General features: G+C 34.4%; 25 protein-coding genes. 12 read left to right on the top strand and 13 right to left on the bottom strand.

Annotated features, from left to right (window positions below; all coding sequences use genetic code 11):
* Positions 1 to 18: 18 nt before the first annotated feature.
* Together AEQSU_RS12080 and AEQSU_RS12075 are read right to left on the bottom strand one after the other, a co-directional pair.
* On the bottom strand, positions 19 to 336 hold the full coding sequence (locus tag AEQSU_RS12080) for a hypothetical protein (RefSeq protein WP_014783146.1): 318 nt from the start codon (positions 334 to 336) through the stop codon (positions 19 to 21).
* Positions 337 to 446: 110 nt separating this feature from the next.
* Positions 447 to 728, bottom strand: a complete 282-nt coding sequence (locus AEQSU_RS12075) for a type B 50S ribosomal protein L31 (RefSeq protein ID WP_014783145.1) — start codon at positions 726 to 728, stop codon at positions 447 to 449.
* 191 nt (positions 729 to 919) lie between these two features.
* On the opposite strand from AEQSU_RS12075, the gene AEQSU_RS12070 reads away from it, so the two are divergent.
* The 7 genes from AEQSU_RS12070 to AEQSU_RS12040 all read left to right on the top strand — a co-directional run bounded on the left by AEQSU_RS12070 (position 920) and on the right by AEQSU_RS12040 (position 7725).
* Positions 920 to 1453 (top strand): DUF4199 domain-containing protein, encoded by a 534-nt coding sequence (locus AEQSU_RS12070; RefSeq protein WP_014783144.1) that lies wholly within the window; start codon positions 920 to 922, stop codon positions 1451 to 1453.
* A gap of 8 nt (positions 1454 to 1461) precedes the next feature.
* Positions 1462 to 2403, top strand: a complete 942-nt coding sequence (locus tag AEQSU_RS12065) for a glycosyltransferase family 2 protein (RefSeq protein ID WP_014783143.1) — start codon at positions 1462 to 1464, stop codon at positions 2401 to 2403.
* 128 nt (positions 2404 to 2531) lie between these two features.
* Complete coding sequence (locus tag AEQSU_RS12060) at positions 2532 to 4247, top strand: phospho-sugar mutase (protein ID WP_014783142.1); 1716 nt, start codon at positions 2532 to 2534, stop codon at positions 4245 to 4247.
* Complete coding sequence (locus AEQSU_RS12055) at positions 4247 to 6073, top strand: ABC transporter ATP-binding protein (RefSeq protein WP_014783141.1); 1827 nt, start codon at positions 4247 to 4249, stop codon at positions 6071 to 6073. The genes AEQSU_RS12060 and AEQSU_RS12055 overlap by 1 nt, the downstream gene beginning before the upstream one ends.
* Before the next feature lie 135 nt (positions 6074 to 6208).
* Entirely contained in the window at positions 6209 to 6763 is a 555-nt protein-coding gene (locus AEQSU_RS12050; RefSeq protein WP_014783140.1) for an RNA polymerase sigma factor, read from the top strand.
* 24 nt (positions 6764 to 6787) lie between these two features.
* Positions 6788 to 7285: a hypothetical protein gene (locus AEQSU_RS12045; RefSeq protein ID WP_014783139.1), complete on the top strand. Its 498-nt coding sequence runs from the start codon at positions 6788 to 6790 to the stop codon at positions 7283 to 7285.
* A complete protein-coding gene (locus AEQSU_RS12040; protein ID WP_014783138.1) occupies positions 7282 to 7725 on the top strand; it encodes a hypothetical protein in 444 nt (147 codons plus the stop codon). The genes AEQSU_RS12045 and AEQSU_RS12040 overlap by 4 nt, the downstream gene beginning before the upstream one ends.
* Positions 7726 to 7776: 51 nt before the next feature.
* Here the strand turns inward: AEQSU_RS12040 and AEQSU_RS12035 are convergent, their stop codons facing one another.
* The 7 genes from AEQSU_RS12035 to AEQSU_RS12005 all read right to left on the bottom strand — a co-directional run bounded on the left by AEQSU_RS12035 (position 7777) and on the right by AEQSU_RS12005 (position 12747).
* Positions 7777 to 8622 (bottom strand): DUF2911 domain-containing protein, encoded by an 846-nt coding sequence (locus AEQSU_RS12035; protein WP_014783137.1) that lies wholly within the window; start codon positions 8620 to 8622, stop codon positions 7777 to 7779.
* Between the two features lie 385 nt (positions 8623 to 9007).
* The gene (locus AEQSU_RS12030) at positions 9008 to 9352 is read right to left on the bottom strand and encodes a hypothetical protein (RefSeq protein WP_014783136.1); all 345 of its coding nucleotides are present in this window, start codon (positions 9350 to 9352) and stop codon (positions 9008 to 9010) included.
* A 66-nt stretch (positions 9353 to 9418) separates the two neighbouring features.
* Positions 9419 to 9724 (bottom strand): hypothetical protein, encoded by a 306-nt coding sequence (locus AEQSU_RS12025; RefSeq protein WP_014783135.1) that lies wholly within the window; start codon positions 9722 to 9724, stop codon positions 9419 to 9421.
* Between the two features lie 6 nt (positions 9725 to 9730).
* Complete coding sequence (locus tag AEQSU_RS12020) at positions 9731 to 10636, bottom strand: hypothetical protein (protein ID WP_014783134.1); 906 nt, start codon at positions 10634 to 10636, stop codon at positions 9731 to 9733.
* Positions 10629 to 11651, bottom strand: a complete 1023-nt coding sequence (locus AEQSU_RS12015) for a hypothetical protein (protein ID WP_014783133.1) — start codon at positions 11649 to 11651, stop codon at positions 10629 to 10631. Before AEQSU_RS12015 ends, AEQSU_RS12020 begins: the two co-directional genes overlap by 8 nt.
* Positions 11652 to 11793: 142 nt before the next feature.
* Positions 11794 to 12141, bottom strand: a complete 348-nt coding sequence (locus AEQSU_RS12010) for a hypothetical protein (protein ID WP_014783132.1) — start codon at positions 12139 to 12141, stop codon at positions 11794 to 11796.
* 276 nt (positions 12142 to 12417) lie between these two features.
* Complete coding sequence (locus tag AEQSU_RS12005) at positions 12418 to 12747, bottom strand: hypothetical protein (RefSeq protein WP_042491985.1); 330 nt, start codon at positions 12745 to 12747, stop codon at positions 12418 to 12420.
* Positions 12748 to 13310: 563 nt separating this feature from the next.
* Between AEQSU_RS12005 and AEQSU_RS12000 the strand changes: the two genes are divergently transcribed.
* The 4 genes from AEQSU_RS12000 (at position 13311) to AEQSU_RS11985 (ending at position 16508) form a co-directional block, all read left to right on the top strand.
* The gene (locus tag AEQSU_RS12000; protein WP_014783129.1) at positions 13311 to 13772 is read left to right on the top strand and encodes an SRPBCC family protein; all 462 of its coding nucleotides are present in this window, start codon (positions 13311 to 13313) and stop codon (positions 13770 to 13772) included.
* An 18-nt stretch (positions 13773 to 13790) separates the two neighbouring features.
* Positions 13791 to 14486, top strand: coding sequence for an SDR family NAD(P)-dependent oxidoreductase (locus AEQSU_RS11995; RefSeq protein WP_014783128.1), 696 nt, complete (start codon positions 13791 to 13793; stop codon positions 14484 to 14486).
* A 3-nt stretch (positions 14487 to 14489) separates the two neighbouring features.
* Entirely contained in the window at positions 14490 to 15794 is a 1305-nt protein-coding gene (locus tag AEQSU_RS11990) for a cryptochrome/photolyase family protein (RefSeq protein WP_014783127.1), read from the top strand.
* A 126-nt stretch (positions 15795 to 15920) separates the two neighbouring features.
* The gene (locus AEQSU_RS11985; RefSeq protein ID WP_042491982.1) at positions 15921 to 16508 is read left to right on the top strand and encodes a hypothetical protein; all 588 of its coding nucleotides are present in this window, start codon (positions 15921 to 15923) and stop codon (positions 16506 to 16508) included.
* A gap of 53 nt (positions 16509 to 16561) precedes the next feature.
* Here AEQSU_RS11985 and AEQSU_RS11980 read toward each other — a convergent pair whose 3' ends face one another.
* From AEQSU_RS11980 to AEQSU_RS11965, 4 genes are all read right to left on the bottom strand, one after another.
* Positions 16562 to 16900: a hypothetical protein gene (locus AEQSU_RS11980; RefSeq protein ID WP_014783125.1), complete on the bottom strand. Its 339-nt coding sequence runs from the start codon at positions 16898 to 16900 to the stop codon at positions 16562 to 16564.
* Positions 16901 to 17013: 113 nt separating this feature from the next.
* Positions 17014 to 18327 carry a UDP-N-acetylglucosamine 1-carboxyvinyltransferase gene (gene murA / locus AEQSU_RS11975; RefSeq protein WP_014783124.1) on the bottom strand — a complete coding sequence of 438 codons (1314 nt, stop codon included), beginning with the start codon at positions 18325 to 18327 and terminating at the stop codon, positions 17014 to 17016.
* A 23-nt stretch (positions 18328 to 18350) separates the two neighbouring features.
* Positions 18351 to 19022, bottom strand: a complete 672-nt coding sequence (locus AEQSU_RS11970) for a DUF4290 domain-containing protein (RefSeq protein ID WP_014783123.1) — start codon at positions 19020 to 19022, stop codon at positions 18351 to 18353.
* A gap of 73 nt (positions 19023 to 19095) precedes the next feature.
* Entirely contained in the window at positions 19096 to 19386 is a 291-nt protein-coding gene (locus tag AEQSU_RS11965) for a DUF493 family protein (protein WP_014783122.1), read from the bottom strand.
* Between the two features lie 83 nt (positions 19387 to 19469).
* Here AEQSU_RS11965 and AEQSU_RS11960 point away from each other — a divergent pair, with 83 nt between their 5' ends.
* A complete protein-coding gene (locus AEQSU_RS11960; RefSeq protein ID WP_014783121.1) occupies positions 19470 to 20003 on the top strand; it encodes an AAA family ATPase in 534 nt (177 codons plus the stop codon).
* The last annotated feature ends 45 nt before the right edge of the window (positions 20004 to 20048 follow it).

Raw genomic sequence — 20048 nt, 5'->3', positions numbered from 1 at the left:
TGCTTGTAATGAGTGATTTTAAAATTTTAGAAAGTAAAGTACACAAAATAAAGCTATCGATATTAAAGAGGTAAAGAAGCCAATTATTGCAAGTCTATAATTACTATCTGCTTTTTTAATAAGACTAAGATTTTGGAGTGCCATTTGCTGAATGAGTTCCGCCTGTTTGACCTCGCTCTTTTCTAGCACTTCTATACGCATTAATAAACCTTCGGGATCCAGGCTGTGATTTTTCTCTGCTTTTGCTACTTCTTTTTTGTTGGAAGAAAGCAACTTACCAGCCACTTCGACCACGGAGATAGCAGTAGGTAACAATTTTGTCCAAGGTATAATCATTTATTAAGTATCTATATATTATGTAATAAAGATAATAAAGGTGTGCTCAACACCAAAAAAAAAGCCCTCGATTTCTCGAAGGCTTTTGTATAAGTTGTAAAACCAAAAGACTATTCTTCAGTTTTAGCTTCTGTTTTGGCAGGTTTTTTAAACTTGTCGTATTTGTTTTTGAATTTGTCAATACGTCCTGCAGTATCTATAAGTTTTGCTTTTCCAGTATAGAAAGGATGAGAAGTACGTGAAATTTCCATTTTCACTAAAGGATACTCAACACCATCAACCTCGATAGTTTCTTTAGTATCTGCTGTTGACTTAGTAAGGAAAACTTCATCATTACTCATGTCCTTAAAAGCAATCAATCTATAATTTTCTGGGTGGATACCTTTTTTCATCTCTGTAATTGTAATATTATTATTTAAAATGCACGCTTCCGACCTTTCGGAATTGAGTTTGCAAATTTAGTTATTAATTGGAAATTAGCAACAAAATTATGCACTTTTTTAATTCAACATAAAATCGTCTGCAAATGTAACGTTTTGCTATCTTTGTTTACTAACAATCCGAACCAAAAAACGTTTAATAAATGGAAACTCAAACAGACTCCTTAAAAAAAATAGCGCTTAATTATGGAGTGCTTCTAGCCTTGCTTTCAATTGTATTACAAGTAATTTCTTATGTGTTGGATGTTCATATTGATCGTCCTTGGTGGCTAACCGTCTTACAATTATTTATTTCTGTGGGTGTTATCGTTTATGGTATAAAAGCCTTTAAAACTGGTAACGCAGGTTTTCTAACTATTAGTCAATCTTTAAAAACTGGTTTAGCAATAAGTTTGATAGCGGGTGTAATCGGTGTTGTTTTCAATTATATTTTTATGAATTATATTGATCCTGACTTCATTCAAAAAACTTTAGATTTTTCTCGAGAACAGATGATTGAAAGTTATCCAAACATGACTCAGGAACAAATTGATAATAGTCTAGAAATTTCTGCCAAATTTATGTCGCCTTTAATCATGTCTGCAATTGCAATACTTGCCACATTATTTTTTGGATTTATAATTTCATTGATCGCAGGTTTTGTAATGAAAAACAACCCGCCGCAACAACAACTTTAATCAATTGAATGAATATATCCATCGTTATCCCACTTCTTAACGAAGAAGAATCACTTAATGAATTATATCGTTGGATTGCATCTGTTATGCAATCCAATGGTTTTTTATATGAGCTCATATTTATAGACGATGGCAGTATAGACGATTCCTGGAAGATTATTGAGAAGCTTTCCGAAAATAATCAAAACGTAAAAGGAATTCGTTTTCAGAAAAACTACGGAAAATCGCAAGCCTTGCATGCTGGTTTCGCAATGGCCAAAGGCGAAGTGATTATCACAATGGATGCCGATTTACAGGACAATCCAGAGGAAATTCCCGAACTCTATAAAATGATAACCGAAGAAGGTTTCGATCTTGTTTCAGGTTGGAAAAAGAAACGGTACGATTCTGTTCTGAGCAAAAACATGCCTTCAAAATTGTTCAATTATGCAGCTCGAAAAACTTCTGGTGTGAAATTGCACGATTTCAATTGCGGGTTAAAAGCTTATAAAAATGAAGTTGTAAAATCCATTGAAGTAACTGGTGAAATGCATCGTTACATTCCAGTATTGGCCAAAAATGCAGGCTTTAGTAAGATTTCTGAAAAAACTGTTTTGCATCAAGCCCGAAAATACGGAACCACAAAATTTGGGGCAGAGCGCTTTATTCGAGGCTTTTTAGATTTAATAACCATTTGGTTTCTCTCTCGTTTCGGGAAACGGCCAATGCACCTTTTTGGTGCTTGGGGCGCGGTAATGTTATTTATTGGGTTCTGTTTTGCTTTATTTCTTGGTATTGACAAGTTATTTATCAATCCTTCCGCGAGGCTAATTACCGACCGTCCGGAGTTTTTTATAGCCCTTACGGCAATGATTCTGGGATCCCAACTTTTTCTTGCTGGGTTTTTAGGCGAATTGATTCTTAGGAGTAAAAAAGATTCTCAAAACTATATTATCAAAGAACGAATCTAATCTCTGTGTCCTCTGTGCCTCCGTGGTTACTATTTATTTCACCACAAAGGCACAGAGAACACAGAGTTTTTTAGCTTTTTAAAAAAAGCACTTTATAAATACCTATTTTTGCAAATTAATTTAAGCGAATGATTTACGTAGATCCGAAGACTCTTGCCAAAGCAAACCAATGGCTCACTCCTTTTTTCGACGAAAAAACTAAACACGACATTAAAGAAATGATTGCCAACGATCCAGAAGGATTGGAGGATAGTTTCTATAAAAACCTGGAATTCGGAACTGGCGGTATGCGAGGTATTATGGGACTCGGCGATAATCGAATCAACAAATATACCCTTGGAAAAAACACTCAGGGACTTTCAAATTATTTAAAAGTACAATTTCCAAATAAAGAAATCAAAGTCGCAATAGCTTACGATTGTCGCCACAACAGCAAGAAATTTGCAAAATTGGTGGCAGATGTTTTTTCAGCTAACGGAATAAAAGTCTTTCTTTTTTCAGAATTGCGACCTACTCCAGAGCTTTCCTTCGCTGTGAAATATTTGGATTGCCAAGCGGGAATTGTTTTAACGGCATCGCACAATCCGCCTGAGTACAACGGCTTTAAAGTCTATTGGGAAGATGGTGGACAACTGGTTCCACCGCAAGATGGCGAAATAATTGCTGAAATAAATTCCCTTAAATACGAAGACATAAAATTTGAAGCAAATCAAAGTTTGATTCAATATATAGATACTGAAGTTGATGAAGCTTTCGCAAAGGCTTCAGTTAAAAATGGAACTTTTAATACTTCAAAAGAGGCAAAAGACAACTTGAAAATTGTTTTCACTTCGCTTCACGGAACATCAATCACAATGATTCCGAAGGTTTTGGAGCAAGCTGGTTATGATAATGTATTGATTGTTGGAGAGCAAGCTGAACCTGATGGCGATTTTCCAACCGTAAAATCACCAAACCCAGAAGAGCCAGCCGCTTTAAAAATGGCTTTGGAACTTGCTGAAAAAACAAATGCAGATATCGTTATTGGAACTGACCCAGACTGCGACAGATTAGGCGTTGCAGTTCGAAATGATAAAAATGAAATGGTTTTGCTAAACGGAAACCAAACAATGGTTTTAATGACGCATTTCCTTTTAGAACAATGGCAAAAAGCTGGAAAACTTAATGGAAAACAATTCGTAGCTTCTACAATCGTTTCAACACCAATGGTTGAAAAGGTTGCGAAACATTTCAACGTAAAATATATTGACGGACTTACTGGTTTTAAGTGGATTGCTAAAATGGTAAAGGATTTCCCAGAGCTTGAATTTATTGGTGGTGGCGAAGAAAGTTTCGGTTATTTAGTGGGCGATTTCGTCCGCGATAAAGACGCCGTTACCGCCACCCTACTCGCTTGCGAGATTGCCGCACAGAAAAAAGATTCTGGTAGCAGTATGTTTCAATATTTGAATGATGTTTACGAACAATTAGGGAACTATCGTGAACATCTGATTTCGGTTACAAAGAAAGGAAAACAGGGAGCTGAGGAGATTTCAGCAATAATGAAAAACCTTCGTGAAAATCCTTTTAAGGAAATTGCAGGAAGTAAAGTGGTGCGAATGGACGATGTCTCAAAAAACGAAACCACAGATTTTATAAAACAGGAAACTTTGTCATTAAATCTGCCAAAATCCAACGTTTTAATCTATTATACTGAGGATGGTAGCAAAATTGCAGCGCGACCAAGCGGCACAGAACCGAAAATAAAGTTCTACATTAGCGTGAACACTTTGGAAAAAGAAAATTTTGAAGAAATTCTTCAGAAAAAAATTGACGCCATTGCCGCACAACTAAACATTAGTTAATGAATTATTTCAAAAAAATACTGCGTTACGTCATCCCCTATAAAAGGTTTGCTTACCTAAATATATTTTTCAACATTCTTTATGCTTTGTTCGGTACACTTTCTTTTGTGGCGCTAATTCCTATTTTCGAGGTTATTTTTAATGATAAACGCAAGTCTGCGGTTCAACCAGTTTATGAAGGAATTTCAAAAATAAAAGACTATTTACAAGACTATTTTAACTACTTCATTATTGAAAACATCAATAAATACGGGGAGTTTAAAGTGCTTATGTATATGGTGGCTATCATAATCTCTCTCTTTTTATTGAAAAACTTGAGCAATTATTTGGCGATGTTTTATTCCACATATATGCGAAATGGGGTTTTAAGGGATCTTCGGAATGATCTTTATAGAAAGGTAGTTCAGTTTCCTTTAGCATTTTATTCAGAAAAAAGAAAAGGAGATACAATCTCCCGTTTGAGTGGTGATGTGGATGAAGTTAAAAACTCAGTGCTTTCAGTTTTGGAAATGATTGTTCGCGAACCGTTGACAATTATATTTACGTTGATTGCTATGCTTCTTATAAGTGCAAAACTTACACTTTTTGTGTTTTTGTTTTTGCCAATTTCAGGTTTTATAATTTCGAAAATTGGGAAGTCACTTAAAAGAGGCTCGTTAAAAGTGCAACAAGAACAAGGTGTTTTTCTTTCCATTTTAGAAGAAACAATGGGAGGATTGCGCATTATTAAAGCGTTTCACGCTGAAAATATTTTTCAAAAGAAATTTGAGGATAGTAACCAACGGTTTTATACGCATTCCAATAAGGTAATGAACAAACAAAACCTAGCTTCACCTGTAAGTGAACTTTTAGGTATCATTACAATTGGTGTTCTTTTAGTTTTTGGAGGGTATTTGGTTTTTATAGATAAAACACTAGAAGCGAGTTTCTTTATTGGTTATATTTCGTTGGCTTATAATATTCTTACTCCCGCCAAAGCAATTGCAAAAGCGAGCTATTCCATAAAACGAGCAGATGGTTCTGCACAACGTATTTTAGAATTATTAGAAGCCGAAAACACCATTACAGATATTGAAAATCCTGTTCAAAAAGAAGGTTTTGACGGTGTTATTTCAATCAAAAATATTTCCTTTAAATACGAAGACCAATACGTTTTGAAAGATTTTTCTTTGGAAATTCCGAAGGGTAAAACTGTCGCGCTAGTTGGCCAATCTGGTAGCGGAAAAAGTACGATTGCAAACCTATTGACACGTTTTTACGATGTAAATCAAGGTAGTATACAGATTGATGGTGTTGATATAAAAGATATTTCAAAAAGGTCATTACGCGGCTTAATGGGCATCGTTTCTCAAGATTCTATTCTTTTTAATGATACTGTGGGGAATAATTTAAAACTCGGAAAACCTTTGGCTTCTGATGTAGAATTGATGGAAGCAGCAGAAATTAGCAATTCTTATGAATTCATAAAAGACCTACCCGAAGGTTTTGAAACCAATATTGGCGACAGCGGAAATAAACTGAGCGGCGGCCAAAAACAACGTTTAAGCATTGCGCGCGCAGTTCTTAAAAATCCACCGATTATGATTTTGGACGAAGCAACTTCTGCTTTAGATACTGAAAGTGAACGTTTAGTGCAGGATGCTTTGGAAAAAATGATGAAAAACAGAACTTCCATCGTTATTGCGCACAGACTTTCCACTATTCAAAATGCGGACAATATCGTGGTTCTTTCCAAAGGAAAAATTGTAGAACAAGGTAAACATCAAGAACTTCTAGAGAAAAAAGGGGTTTATTATAGTTTAGTGGAAATGCAGTCTTTAGCATAACAAAAATCTCTGCGAACCTCTGTGATATAGCTATTACACAGAGTTTCACGGAGTGCCACGGACATACACAGAGAAAACAAACTTCAAAATTAAACCTTTTCGTTTACCTTTAGTCTTAAATACAATTACACGAACGTGGTTGAAGAACAAGAACTGGTTACGGCATTACAAACCGAAGCGGAAAGAGAATCCGCCTTTCGGGAACTTGTTTCGCAGTATAAGGAACGTCTTTACTGGCAAATCAGGAATATGGTTTTAGACCATGATGATGCTGATGATGTGCTTCAGAATACGTTTATCAAAACCTTCAGAAACATTAATTCTTTTAAAGGCGACAGCAAGTTGCACACTTGGATGTATAGAATTGCTGCCAACGAATCCATCACATTTTTAAATAAAAAAGCGAAACGCAACAATGTTTCTATTGAAAAAGTGAAAGATAATGCCTTGCGAAATCTAGAAAGTGATGTTTATTTTGAAGGCGATGCTATTCAGTTACAATTTCAAAAGGCAATAGCAACGCTTCCGGAAAGACAACGATTGATTTTTACAATGAAATATTTTGAAGATCATACATTTGAACAGCTTTCAGAGATTTTGGAAACTACAACAGGCGGTTTGAAAAGCAGCTATCACATTGCCGTAAAGAAAATTACAGAATTCATAAAAGCACAAGATGAAACTCTTTAACGTTTTAAGAGTCATAAGTATATAATGAAAAAAGACAAAAACATATCTGGTTTTACAACTCCTGAAAACTATTTCGAGAGTTTCGAAGAGCGCTTGTTCAGCAAGATTTCAGAAGAAAATTTCTCAAGCTCGGCTGGTTTCAAAGCACCTGACGGTTATTTTGATGCCCTGGAAGAGCGTGTTTTAAAGACGATAATCCATTCAGAAGAACCTAAAACAGTAATCTCGCTTTATCCGAAAAAATATTTTGGCTATGCAGCAACTATTGCAGCTTGCTTAATTGTTGCTTTTATGGTTTTCAGCAACAAAACTGACAACTCCTTAGATTCATTGGAGATGGCAGCTATTGACACCTATATTGAAGAAGGTAATTTGAATCTAGATCTTTATGAACTTACTTCATATATAGACGATGAAGATATTACCAATTTGAATTTTGAAAACAAACAATTTTCAGATAAAGCTTTAGAAAGCTATATTTTAGAAAATTTTGATGAAGAATTCTTAATAAACGAAAAATGAAAAAATTGATTTTTATATTCCTACTTGCCTCAATATCGATGCACGCTCAGGATAAAAGGCACGAGAAGATTAAAGCTTTAAAGACAGCTTATATTACTGAAAAACTGGCGCTAACTTCTACCGAAGCAGAAAAATTCTGGCCAATCTATAACAACTATGACGATAAATTTCATGAGCTTCGGAAAAAGGAACGCAATGAAATTTTTCAAAAGCTAAGAGGAGGTTTGGATGATTTAACAGACGCTGAAGCAAATGAACTGATAGACAAAAACCTTTCAATTGAGTCCAGCCAATTGGAACAAAAAAAGCAAATGATTGCTGAACTTCGCAATGTTATTTCTCCAAAAAAAATAATCATTCTTAAGAAAACGGAAGACGATTTTAAAAGAGAACTTTTGAGCCGTTACAAACACGGGAAAGATGACAAAGATCCAAAATAAAAAAAGCCCCGAAATTTCGGGGCTTTTCTTTTAGTATAATATTGGTTCACATTACATTGCGCCCCATTCTTTCAAAGACTTTTCATTCATAGACACATAGTCATTATTTCCAGCAGCTTTCGCTCCTTCTAAAGATTTTTTCGCCGCTTCAATAGCTCCTTTTTTGTCGCCAGCTTTTGCGTAAATCAATGATTTTTGACGAAATTGATAAAACTTAGGATCTTTATTCATCTCAAAAGATTTATCCATCCAAGTTTTTGCCTTTTTAATGTCTTTTCCAGATTCCAAATAATACACTGCAGCAGCGTAATAATCACTTGATTCCGGACCATTCATAGCACGTTCAATATTTTTAGAAACCATTTTATCCGTAAAAACATTTATAGGTACGCCTACATATGTTTTTTCCCACATCATACCTAATACTACGGTTTCATTTGTTAAATCATCAAAACCCATTGTAAAAGTTTCAATATTCATTGGCAAAGGATAAACTGGCACAGATATTTGCGCTGCAACTTTACTATCGTCCCATTTTTCTGGTGTTCCCCAGCTAGATGCATCGCTATAGAAGTAAACTTCCCAATTAGAATCTCCTGGTTTTGTGTAAACAGCATAAGTTCCAGGCATTAATGTTTTCCCGCCAATTTCCACTCCATTATTGAAAGTGATTTTTGTACAATCATTGGCTCCTGTGCGCCATACTTCATTGTATGGAACCAAATTACCAAAAATAGTACGCCCTTTCATTGAAGGTCTTGAATATTCTAAAGTTACATCTGTAAGCCCTACTTTTTGTTCAATTTTTTGAAACGGACTTGGTTGTGGAGTTTGTATTTGTGCCTGAATGCTAACTGTTAACATCAAAGCAGAAAAAAGTAAAATAATTCTTTTCATTGTAATGGTTTTAAGGTTTTTATATATTTCACGAAGTTACTCTTTGAAAATTTTTAAATAGTTAAGAAAAGCCTAAATAAAGGTTTGTTTTGGGGGTTAGAAACGATGGAACAACGTTAGAGAATTTGAATGGCGGTGAACATTTTTGTTTTCTAAATTACTTTTGGTTAAGCACTAATTCCGCTATTGAGTTTATACTCGTGTTGCCAACGGTTTTGTAAAAGAATAGTAGGGCGGAAAAAAGGCGACTATCATTCGGTTGAACACAAGCCTAATTTTTAAATTTCACTAACTATTTTATTTTTGGGAATTTGTCAAATTTAAAAATTTGGCGACTTCCTAAAAATGCCCGAACCTTTGTGTTAGCAACGACTCGCGCTATTTTTTATATACGCTGTTGTAAAACGTTTTTTACGCGACATTCTCCTTGAAATAGATATTCGTATCGAGGTGTCTTTGATGATTGTTTATCCCAATATTTATATAATTCAACCAATAAATTATTTTGCGTAATACTTAAATCAATTTCATCGAAAATGTTCATATCCGCTTTAAAAAGAGTTTCTTGTCTAGTAATCTCTATTTCGTAAATATGACCAATTCCATTTTTATGAGTTTTAATATAGTAATTACAATCGTCAATGTTGTCAAATAAAAATATAGATTCTTTCCGGGAAGGTAATTCATTAAACACTTTTTTTCTAACCTTTTCAAAATATATTTCCCACAAATATTTGCCTTCAGCGAAAATTTTGAAAGGATTTATTTCGTCAAAGCTTTGTATAAATTCATTCAGTTAACCTATAGGAATTACAATTCCTTTGTGTTTTGCGTTAGCAGTTACTTTGAATAAATCAATATAAAATTCATTTACAATAGCAAGCTTGACTTTACTCAAAAATACGTCTCCATCTTTGGCTGTTTCATCATTTATGTAAATAAGAAAATCTATTGGTAAATCAATTTTATCAGCAATTGAAAAGTAAGATTGCATTAAATGGTCATATTCTTTACCAAAACTTCTTCCATAATTATATGTTTTTGAATTTAAAAGAATATCATTTTCATTATAAATTCCAACTCTATAAAATGTTCTGTTCATTTTTTTTTATTTTATTCCTTTTTCAAAATCAACTTTTATTATTTCAAAAATTATTAATGCAACCCAATTTAATCCGTGATTTACAATAGGTTTGAAAAAATAATCGGGAAACAAAATTTCAGTCGAGCTCAAATTGTCTTGCCAAGTTCCTTTCGTTAAATGAAAGAATCTATTTCTGATAATTATGATGAAATCATAAAATCCGATAAAAGATAGTTTGATTTCTTGGTTTAAAGTTTGACCTTTTAAACCTTTACTATTCATTGGTTTGTTAGTTATTTTGTCTAAGTATATTTTATAGTACGCCTCACGCAGGTCTGTTTTATCAATTGTGTTGAAGTCTATATCAATCGTTGATTTAAAAAAATCTTCATCTTTAAATGTTTCAGATATAAATCGTTTAAAAAATGCTAGCTCTCCATCTTGTTCATTGTTAAAAAAGGACTGTAATTGCTTATATGTTTTATCGTAGTTTTTGTGCTTCGAAACGTAAATTAGTGGAATTGAATATGAAATTCCTTCAAAAATTCTATATAAATAAAAGAATGCTTCTAAATGGTTGTTTTTGTTTACAGCTATTAGACATTTAATTATTTCCGGTTCTATTGAACCATAGAACTTTGAATTAAATCTTGAACGCTTAAAATATTCGTTTAGGTCTTTTAATTTAACTTCATCTGGGAAATTGTTTAGAACTACAGATTGATTAATTTTTCCGTTAGTTGAAAACGGAAAATTTGAATAATTTTCTCTAAACTTATAAACCTTGTTATCATAAGTGTCAGTACAATTAATTGTACCAGATATTAATCGAAAAATATTCAATATTTTATTTGAGCTCTCAATTCTTAAATTCTGATTTTTAGTAGAAGCTTTAAAAATTGGGTCTTCGTATGTATAACGACTAATCATTCGTCAATTCGCTGAAATATTCTAATAATTCTAAACTATCAAAATCCTTAAGTTTAGCGAAATTCTTGAAGTAATCATAAGAAAGTTCACGTCTCAATTTCCCTAGTTTTATTTTTGAAGGATTAAAATCAGAAAAGGCTTGATCGAAAGTTTTAATAGCATTCTCAAACTCCTCAACACTTAATTCTTTGATGTCTTTGGAGGACGTTTTCATTCCAACTGCAAATCCAACTAGATTATTAGCTTGTTTCAGCCATTTCAATGAAACAGGGCTTTTTTGAAATTTTGCAAGAGATTTAATTACATTTTCGAAAGTAGAGTCTTTCTCAACCTTTTCTGCAGAAACTATTTTATTAACTATCAGTTCATCCATTTTATCCTGGATGATTTTTTTGTTATCCACCATAGGGCTGTTAGCCATATATGCTAAATAAGCTTGAACCAGATCCGATTTGTTAAATGAATTCATTTTAATTTTGACAGCTCTTTCTTTTTCCGTTTGAACTTGAATACCAAGTTCATTAAAGTCAAAAACATTAGCCATCATAACTTCTACTTGATGTCTAGGTGTCATTGGCTTCTGTCCATTATTCAGAGTTATCATTCTGTATAGTAACTTATCCACAGAATCACTGTAGACAATGTTTAAGTATAGTTTTCTGTCTAAATTAATTTCTTTGGAATTACTTACTCTTGAAAGTGTATTTAATCTTTGAATACCGTCTAACACGAATGATTTTGAATAATTTTTTTCAAAAAATTTAACAATATCATCTTTTTTCGAATTCGCAGATATTGTTTTATCTACAAATGCAATTGTTATTGATGGCATTATACATCCCTCTACAATATCTCTTTCCAGCTTTTCATAGAATTTTTTGTCTTGTAATTTTCTTTGAAATTCGGTCTTATTAATTAAAGGAACCAATTTTTCAATCGCTTCTTTATATGTTATTGAGCCACTAACGACAATTGCGTCAATCACTTCATCCGAATCAATTTCGTATATATTCATATTCTATTTTGTTTTTTTCAAATGTTTTACAACTTATTTATACTCCCAACTCTATTGGATTCATCCCTCCAATCAGTTTGGCTATACCCATGTTTTACTATTTTTTAGTTCGCATAGGTATCAAATATAACAAAATACTCCCTCACTTCCCCATTACCCCTTTCAGCAACTCCAACTGTCCCACCAGTATATTATTTTCTGCTTCCAGTTGGGCTATGCGTTGGGCTTGGGTGGTGTCTTCAGGGATGTTTGTGGTGTAGGTTTGCGGTAGCTGCGAGGCTAGGTCTGCAAAAAAGTTGTGCTCTACTGCCACGGAGATATCCCAAAGTACATGGCACGGAAGACTAGCGCGAGTTTCATAGGTTTGTACGGTAGATTTATCTTTCAGTATATCTCTAGCCAATCCTGCTTTGTTCACTTTTCTTGCTACATAAAACTTTTTAAGCATATTGCCTATATGTGGCGGTTGTAGTTTCTTCTGTTTTTTCATAATTGAAAGGTTTATTACATTTTTTCTTAAATAAGTTGGGTTTTATCCAACCAAAGTTTGGTTTTATCCTACTCGAGTAGGATTTTATCCTACTTGAGTTGGGTTTTATCCTACTCGAGTTGGATTCTATCTTACTTGAGTTGGATTTCATCTTACTTAAGTTGGATTCTATCTTACTTGAGTTGGATTTCATCTTACTTGAGTTGGATTTCATCTTACTTGAGTTGGATTCTATCTTACTTAAGTTGGATTTCATCAAATAGTATTCATTAATCACTATCCCTTATTCCTTCCTAAAGCGCCAGGTTTCTCTCCTTTGTTGGGGCCTTGCTTTTCAAACCGCCACGCTAATGTTTCCAAAGCGCTCTGTGCGCTGGCTATTCCTACTTTGGCAGAAATTTTATACATTCCGTAGTGTGCTAACCCCGTGCTAAAGGCCTCGTGACCCACAATGCGCTCCACATCTTTTAGCAAATAGTCCAGTCCCTGCAAGCGACTGCGCAGGTTTTTTAGCTGTTTAAAGAGTTTCAAATCTGTGTCTGCGTTATCGTTGAGCAACACTGGCGGCAAGACGCTGGCGCCAAAGCTGCTCTTGAGCTGTACCACCTTTTCCACAAAAAAATTAGATTGCGCACGTCCAGCGCATGGTAGCTTTTGCGTTCGGCATCAGTTAATGTTCCTTTGGGCAGTAGGTCTGCAATCTCTTGAATTTTTTGAAGAATAAGCGCCATCTTGGCCTCGTCCAGCGTTTCGTGAATTTGGTTGTAACTTATGTTTGCCATAGCTTTTCAGTTTTAGAAAATTTTTATACAATCAGTTAAGGAGCGGTAGGAACCGCAAACGGGGAGGATTATAAATTTAAAAAATTATTTTGAAAAAAAGAACGATCCTTTCACTTGCTTTCTTCTTTTAGGTGAAGTATAAATAGTTCCCTCCATTTCAAAGAAAATTTCAGAAAACAATGCAGTAGTGTGCATAAATTGTTAATCTTTTGTTTAATCTTTTTTTGATTTGCTAAAACAAAGTATTTTTAAACAAAAACATCATGTTGAAATTAATACAAAAAATTTTCAGAATAGGAGATAGCAACAAATCTGCTGACACTAATAGCTATAGGCTTTTACGAATGAATAAAAACCTTACTTTCAAGAGAACCAAATAAGCCTTAAATGAAAATATACACGCTCCACGCAACACAAAATTTACCTATTTCCTTAGACGAGGCTTGGAATTTTTTATCCAATCCTAAAAACTTAAAAGTAATAACACCAGAATATATGGGTTTTAATATCCAATCTGGAGCAGACAGACCGATGTTTGCTGGACAAATTATTGAATATATTGTGACCCCGATTCTTGGCATTAAAACCAAATGGGTTACAGAAATTACACATTCGGTTGATAGAGAATATTTTGTTGATGAGCAACGCTTCGGTCCTTATGAACTTTGGCACCACAAACATTTTATAAAAGAAATTGAAGGCGGTGTAGCAATGGAAGATTTGCTTCATTACAAACTTCCTTTCGGAATTTTAGGACAATTAGTACATCCCTTTTTGGTGAAACCGAAATTGGATGAAATATTTGAATATCGCAAAAACAAATTGGTAGAACTCTTTGGAACAATATAATTTCAAAAAAACAAAACAATGCAAAAAAATATACTTCTCATTGGTGGTTCCTACGGAATTGGGGCTTCAATTGCTAATAAACTTAAAGAAAACAATAATGTAATTATTGCATCACGAAGCAATGAAAATATTCCTAAAGGAATAACGCATCATACTTTCGATGCGCTTAATGAGGATATTTCAACACTCGACTTACCCGAAAACATTGACGGTTTGGTTTATTGTCCTGGGAGTATCAACTTAAAACCATTTAAAATGATGAGCCCAGAAATTTTCAGTGAAGATATGGATGTCAATTTCCACTCCCTTGTGCGAGTAGTTCACGGTCTGCTTCCAAAACTGAAAAATTCGGAACAGGCTAGTCTTATTTTTTTTAGCACCGTTGCAGTTAAAGTGGGTATGCCTTTTCACACAAGTGTTGCAGCAGCAAAAGGTGCTATTGAAGGCTTTGCAAAAGCTTTGGCTGCTGAATATGCTCCAAATTTCAGAGTAAATGTGATAGCTCCTTCATTGACAGATACTTCATTAGCTTCAAAGTTATTGAATAGTGATTCTAAAAAGGAAAAAATGGCAGAACGGCATCCGTTAAAAAAAGTAGGAACAACGGAAGACATTGCGGCAATGGCAGCATTTCTTTTAAACGATGATTCAAAATGGATTACTGGCCAAGTTTTCGGCGTTGACGGTGGTCTTTCAACATTAAACACACATTAAGATTTGGCAGAAAAAGTAAATATAGTTTGGTTTAGAAGAGATTTACGTCTGGATGACAACGTAGGTTTTTACAAGGCGCTTCACGGAAAATTTCCAGTAATTCCAATATTCATATTCGATTCAGAAATATTGAACGAGCTTCCGAAAGACGATGCTCGCTTAACTTTTATTTTTGAAACACTTCAAAAAATGCGCACTGAATTGCAGGAGCAAGGAAGTAGCATCGCGCTCTATCACGGCAAACCAGAACAGATTTTCAAACAAATAATTTCAGAATTTGATGTTCAAAATGTAATAACCAATCGCGATTATGAACCCTATGCCAAAAAACGTGATGCGCAGATTGAAACATTATTAGCCGAAAAAGAAATAGGTTTTTACACCTTCAAAGATCAAGTGATTTTTGAAAAGGATGAAGTTGTTAAAAATGATGGAGATCCTTACATTGTCTACACTCCTTACATGAAAATCTGGAAGGAAAAATATAAAAAAGAATATGACTCGAAGATTTATTACACCAATGAATTTCTAAAAAACCTGTATCAAAATTCGCGACTTCCAAATCTTTCGATGAACGATATTGGCTTCAAAAAGTCGAAAATAGAAATTCCAGAATATGACGTTACGCCTTCAACCATTCAGGAATATGAAAAACGCAGAAATTTTCCCGCCGAAGATGCTACTTCACATTTGGGGCCTCATCTTCGGTTTGGGACTGTCAGTATTCGAAAAATGATTAAAAAAGCAACTGCTGAACAAAACGAAGTTTTTTGGCAAGAACTAATTTGGCGGGAATTTTTTATGCAAATTCTTTGGCATTTCCCCGAAACCGTTGAAAACGCCTTCAAAAAAAAATATGATCGAATTGAATGGCGGAACAACGAAGAAGAATTTAAAAAGTGGAAAGAAGGAAAAACCGGCTATCCACTTGTTGATGCTGGAATGCGTGAATTGAATGAAACCGGCTATATGCACAATCGTGTACGGATGGTTGTTGCTAGTTTTTTATGCAAACATTTGTTGATTGATTGGCGCTGGGGCGAAGCTTATTTTGCTGAAAAACTACTAGATTATGAAATGTCCAGCAACATAGGCAACTGGCAATGGGCTGCGGGCAGTGGCGTAGACGCTGCGCCCTACTTTAGGATTTTCAATCCAACCACCCAGATTGAAAAATTTGACAAAGACTATAAATATATTAAAAAGCACGTTCCAGAATTTGGAACAGATAAATATCCTCAAAAAATGGTAGATCACAAAGAGGCAAGAGAGCGTTGTTTAAAGGTTTACAAAACGGCTGTTTCATAAAAAATCTGTTTACTAGGGTAAAGATTGTTGTTAAAAAAAATGTAAAGGACTTGGAATTTTATGCCAATCAGCACAATTTTGCTACTCTTGCACAGTTTAATAAAGCACTACAACAAACCTGAAACCATGAAGAAGATTTTATTACTAACCTTTCCCCTATTTCTGTTTGCTCTGAGTGCAACCGCTCAGGACTCCATTCAAGTCCGAAAAAATACACTGAACGACCAAATGATCGACGCTTTTGACAAAAGCAATAGCTATCAAGAATATAAGGTCATTAAAAAGACGCAGCTTGCTACCCTAAAGCGAAATATTATAGACTCCGTATCTACTCTAGAAAAGAAGATAAATGGTCAGAATAGCGAATTGTCTCTTCAAAAAAGTGAAATTGATTCGCTTTTACAAAATTTAAAGAGCACACAGCAAAATCTTTCCAATTCTAAAGAAAAAGAAGACGGAATTAAAGTTTTTGGAATTCTAACTTCAAAAGCTACCTACAATACCCTAATGTGGAGTATTATAATAATTCTGCTATTTATTAGTGGATTTCTGTTCTATAGATTTCTGAACAGCCACAAAACAACCAATGCGACTCAACTGAAAATGGCCGAAATGGAAATTGAACTGGAAGATTACCGTCGAAATAGTTTGGAGCGTGAGCAAAAGCTACGCAGAAAGTTGCAGGATGAGATTAATAAGAATCGAAAGGCGTAACGGTTTTGTGTATAACTGAGAAGTGTCTTGGCTCGAACAGTTCTAATCCATTTTTAATGAACATTTCTAGTTCGACAATATAATTCAGTTTCCTTTCTTTCAAAAGCGGGTTTAGCTATAATAGCTTCCCAATTTTTTTCTATTTCTGGAAATATTTTTAACAATTCATTCATGAAATTTCTCCAGCCTTCAGATTCCTCAGTTATAAATGCTATTTTATCTTCTGATTCTATTTTGAGGCAAATACCATCAATTGTAAATCTATCAATTTTAAAACCAATTAATTTGTCAATTTCATTCCAATTAAATTCAGAAATATCTTCATCACATGTTATTAGAAAACCAGATTCTGTCAACTCAACTTTATCATTCACTTTTTTTCTCCAAAGCATCAGATTAACTTTAAATCAGTTTTGACAGGACAACAAGATTTTCTTCTATCATTTCATTAAAATCGATATATAATCTAGATTCTCTCAATTTTTTATGCGGTGGATAACTTGCTCTAAGGCTCAGTCCTAGTAATCTTCGCCCCAATAGCTCTAAGCCTTTCATCAATATTTTCATAACCTCTATCAATCTGTTCAATATTGTGAATAGTACTTGTGCCTTCAGCGGAAAGCGCAGCAATTAACAATGAAATTCCTGCCCGAATATCTGGAGAAACCATTGTGGTAGCTTTTAGATTCGACTGAAAATTATGACCAATTACTGTGGCACGGTGCGGATCACAAAGAATTATTTTCGCGCCCATATCAATCAATTTATCCACGAAGAACAAACGGCTTTCAAACATTTTTTGATGAATAAGTACACTTCCTTTAGCCTGAGTACAAACAACGAGAACAATACTTAGTAAATCTGGCGTAAATCCAGGCCACGGAGCATCTGCCACGGTAAGAATAGACCCATCAATATAACCTTGTATTTCGTATTCCTTTTGAGAAGGAATATGAATATCATCACCTTTTTTGTTCAGTTTAATACCAAGCTTTCTAAAGGTTTCTGGAATCAATCCTAAATTTTCCCAACTCACATTTTTAATAGTGATTTCGCTATGAGTCATTGCAGCAAGACCTATCCAGCTGCCAATTTCAATCATATCTGGCAAAACACGGTGATTGCAACCACCAAGCTTTTCAACACCTTCAATAACTAATAAATTTGAGCCAACACCTGTAATATTAGCTCCCATTGAATTCAACATTTTGCATAGTTGTTGAATGTAAGGTTCGCAAGCCGCGTTGTATATTGTAGTTTTTCCTTTAGCTAAAACAGCAGCCATCACAATATTGGCTGTTCCAGTAACCGAAGCTTGGTCCAAAAGCATATAAGTACCCTTTAAACCTTTAGGAGCTTCCACTCCGTAAAAACGTTCTTCCTTATTATAACGGAATTTCGCACCGAGTTTTATAAAACCTTCAAAGTGTGTGTCTAGTCTTCTTCTTCCTATTTTATCTCCTCCAGGTCTTGGAATATAACCTTTGCCAAACCTTGCCAACAAAGGACCAACAATCATTATAGAACCACGAAGGGAGCTTCCCTCCTGCTTAAAAAGTTCAGATTCAAGATACCCTAGATTAATATCATCTGCAATAAAAGCATATTTGCCTTTTCCAAGTTTTTGGATCTTAACGCCTAGATTTTCTAAAATATTAATCAGTTTATTAACGTCAAGAATATCTGGAATGTTCTCAATAATAACCTTTTCAGATGTTAATAATACTGCACAAAGAATCTGTAAGGCTTCGTTTTTGGCACCCTGAGGTGTAATTTCGCCTTTCAGTTTATGCCCGCCTTCTATTTGGAAAGTTCCCATAAATAAAAATAATGGTTGAAATTTTAATAACGTTTACGGTTGCGATTGTTACTGTTACTGTTACTGTTGGATTTGTAGTTTTTCTTCCCAGAATTGCTGGTGCTGTAACGTTTTTTGTTTTTTAGCAAGTTTGAAGCATCGCTTAAATCTTCATCGCTATTCTTAAGATTTATTTTTCCTTCTGAAAGCTCAAACAAGTGCCCGAAAATCACATCATCTTCCACTGTGTCTTTGTTCCAGTTTAGGAAACATTTTTTCATGTGGTTGGCGATGGTAAGGATAAGTCCTTCTTTTTTATCACCTTCTTCCCAACTTACGGCTACGTCAATCATTCGTTTTATGTTGTTGCCATAAAAACGATATTTTGGGAAATTTTGAGGATATTTTAAGGGTTCTGGTCGCTCCATAAGCTCTTCCCTTGTAGGAATTGGATATGGCGAATCAACGTCCAATTTAAAATCTGAGATAATAAATAATTGATCCCAAAGCATCGGTTGAAAGTCTGGCACATCACGAAGGTGAGGGTTTAGGTTCCCCATAACTGCTATAATTCCTTTCGCAATTTTATTGCGCTCTTGTCTGTCTTCTGTTGCAATGGCTTGATCTACCATCTTTTGCATATGGCGTCCGTATTCAGGAATAATCAATTTTGGGCGCTCGGTGTTATATTCTATTTGGGCTACTTCTTGTATCAAAATGTGTTTGTTAAGGAAAGAATTAATGTATTCGGAAAGATTGAAAATCGTTTCACTCGCAAAATACTAAAAATTATAGTGAAATAACGCCTTCAACATTGGAAACTTCAAGATATTTTTTCACCACAGCTTCTGGTGAATCCATTGTTACTCTAATAGATACACTTGAATAGGCGCCTTTTGAAGAATCTCTGGTGGTTATTTCGGCATCGGTGCCGTCAAATATCGCCTCTATTTCGGCAATTTTTTCAAGATTTGCGGGTATTATGAATTTATATAAATAGGGTGATGGCCAAGTTGTATAGTCTTCAAGTTGCTTTTTTAAACGTTCATAAAATTCCGCGGTATTTTTGTCTTCGGCCATCAAATAATTTTTAAAGTGTGAACAACAAAGATACGTTTTCGCCACAAATATTTATTTACTTACTTTGTATAAAATTGTAGCTTTTGAAAACGAAAAGAATTGTAATAACTGGCGGACCGAGCTCTGGGAAAACTTCATTAATTAAGTATTTGGAAAATGAAGGTTATCAAGTAATGCACGAAATTTCGCGCGACGTAATCCTAGAGGCTAAAAAAGAAGGAATTGACCAATTGTTTTTAGATAACCCGATTCTCTTTAGTGAAAAATTACTGGAAGGAAGATTAAAACAATTCCATGAAGGCGAAAATTGCGCTGCACCAATTCTATTTTATGATCGCGGAATGCCAGACGTAACAGCGTATATGGATTATTTGGGAACTCATTATTCTGAAAATTTCAACAAAGCTTGTCTTCAATATAAATACGATGAAATCTTCGTCCTCCCACCTTGGGAAGAAATTTATGAACAGGACAACGAACGTTACGAATCTTTTGAGCAGGCTGAAAAGATATTTCATTTTTTGAAAAATGGGTATGAAAACTATGGTTATAAAGTGATTGAAGTTCCTGTGGGCTCCATTAAGGAACGTGTAGATTTTATATTGAAGAAAATATAGCTATTGAATATTTGAGTTACCTTAATATGTTAGTATTGCATATCG

The organism is Aequorivita sublithincola DSM 14238, assembly GCF_000265385.1.
In the GTDB taxonomy this organism is placed as follows: Bacteria; Bacteroidota; Bacteroidia; order Flavobacteriales; family Flavobacteriaceae; genus Aequorivita; species Aequorivita sublithincola.
The sequence above is the reverse complement of the archived record's forward strand: the minus strand, read 5'-3'. Positions and strand labels throughout refer to the sequence as shown.

What these genes read in the sequence shown, in the direction of transcription:
- AEQSU_RS12060 (WP_014783142.1), top strand. Translation starts at nt 2,532, where the DNA reads ATGATTTACGTAGATCCGAAGACTCTTGCCAAAGCAAACCAATGGCTC.
- AEQSU_RS12020 (WP_014783134.1), bottom strand. Translation starts at nt 10,636, where the DNA reads ATGATTAGTCGTTATACATACGAAGACCCAATTTTTAAAGCTTCTACT.
- AEQSU_RS12040 (WP_014783138.1), top strand. Translation starts at nt 7,282, where the DNA reads ATGAAAAAATTGATTTTTATATTCCTACTTGCCTCAATATCGATGCAC.
- AEQSU_RS11985 (WP_042491982.1), top strand. Translation starts at nt 15,921, where the DNA reads ATGAAGAAGATTTTATTACTAACCTTTCCCCTATTTCTGTTTGCTCTG.
- AEQSU_RS12010 (WP_014783132.1), bottom strand. Translation starts at nt 12,141, where the DNA reads ATGAAAAAACAGAAGAAACTACAACCGCCACATATAGGCAATATGCTT.
- AEQSU_RS12035 (WP_014783137.1), bottom strand. Translation starts at nt 8,622, where the DNA reads ATGAAAAGAATTATTTTACTTTTTTCTGCTTTGATGTTAACAGTTAGC.
- AEQSU_RS11965 (WP_014783122.1), bottom strand. Translation starts at nt 19,386, where the DNA reads ATGGCCGAAGACAAAAATACCGCGGAATTTTATGAACGTTTAAAAAAG.
- AEQSU_RS12080 (WP_014783146.1), bottom strand. Translation starts at nt 336, where the DNA reads ATGATTATACCTTGGACAAAATTGTTACCTACTGCTATCTCCGTGGTC.
- AEQSU_RS12075 (WP_014783145.1), bottom strand. Translation starts at nt 728, where the DNA reads ATGAAAAAAGGTATCCACCCAGAAAATTATAGATTGATTGCTTTTAAG.
- AEQSU_RS12065 (WP_014783143.1), top strand. Translation starts at nt 1,462, where the DNA reads ATGAATATATCCATCGTTATCCCACTTCTTAACGAAGAAGAATCACTT.
- AEQSU_RS11995 (WP_014783128.1), top strand. Translation starts at nt 13,791, where the DNA reads ATGCAAAAAAATATACTTCTCATTGGTGGTTCCTACGGAATTGGGGCT.
- AEQSU_RS12070 (WP_014783144.1), top strand. Translation starts at nt 920, where the DNA reads ATGGAAACTCAAACAGACTCCTTAAAAAAAATAGCGCTTAATTATGGA.
- AEQSU_RS12045 (WP_014783139.1), top strand. Translation starts at nt 6,788, where the DNA reads ATGAAAAAAGACAAAAACATATCTGGTTTTACAACTCCTGAAAACTAT.
- AEQSU_RS12015 (WP_014783133.1), bottom strand. Translation starts at nt 11,651, where the DNA reads ATGAATATATACGAAATTGATTCGGATGAAGTGATTGACGCAATTGTC.
- AEQSU_RS12025 (WP_014783135.1), bottom strand. Translation starts at nt 9,724, where the DNA reads ATGAACAGAACATTTTATAGAGTTGGAATTTATAATGAAAATGATATT.
- AEQSU_RS12055 (WP_014783141.1), top strand. Translation starts at nt 4,247, where the DNA reads ATGAATTATTTCAAAAAAATACTGCGTTACGTCATCCCCTATAAAAGG.
- AEQSU_RS11980 (WP_014783125.1), bottom strand. Translation starts at nt 16,900, where the DNA reads ATGCTTTGGAGAAAAAAAGTGAATGATAAAGTTGAGTTGACAGAATCT.
- murA (WP_014783124.1), bottom strand. Translation starts at nt 18,327, where the DNA reads ATGGGAACTTTCCAAATAGAAGGCGGGCATAAACTGAAAGGCGAAATT.
- AEQSU_RS12000 (WP_014783129.1), top strand. Translation starts at nt 13,311, where the DNA reads ATGAAAATATACACGCTCCACGCAACACAAAATTTACCTATTTCCTTA.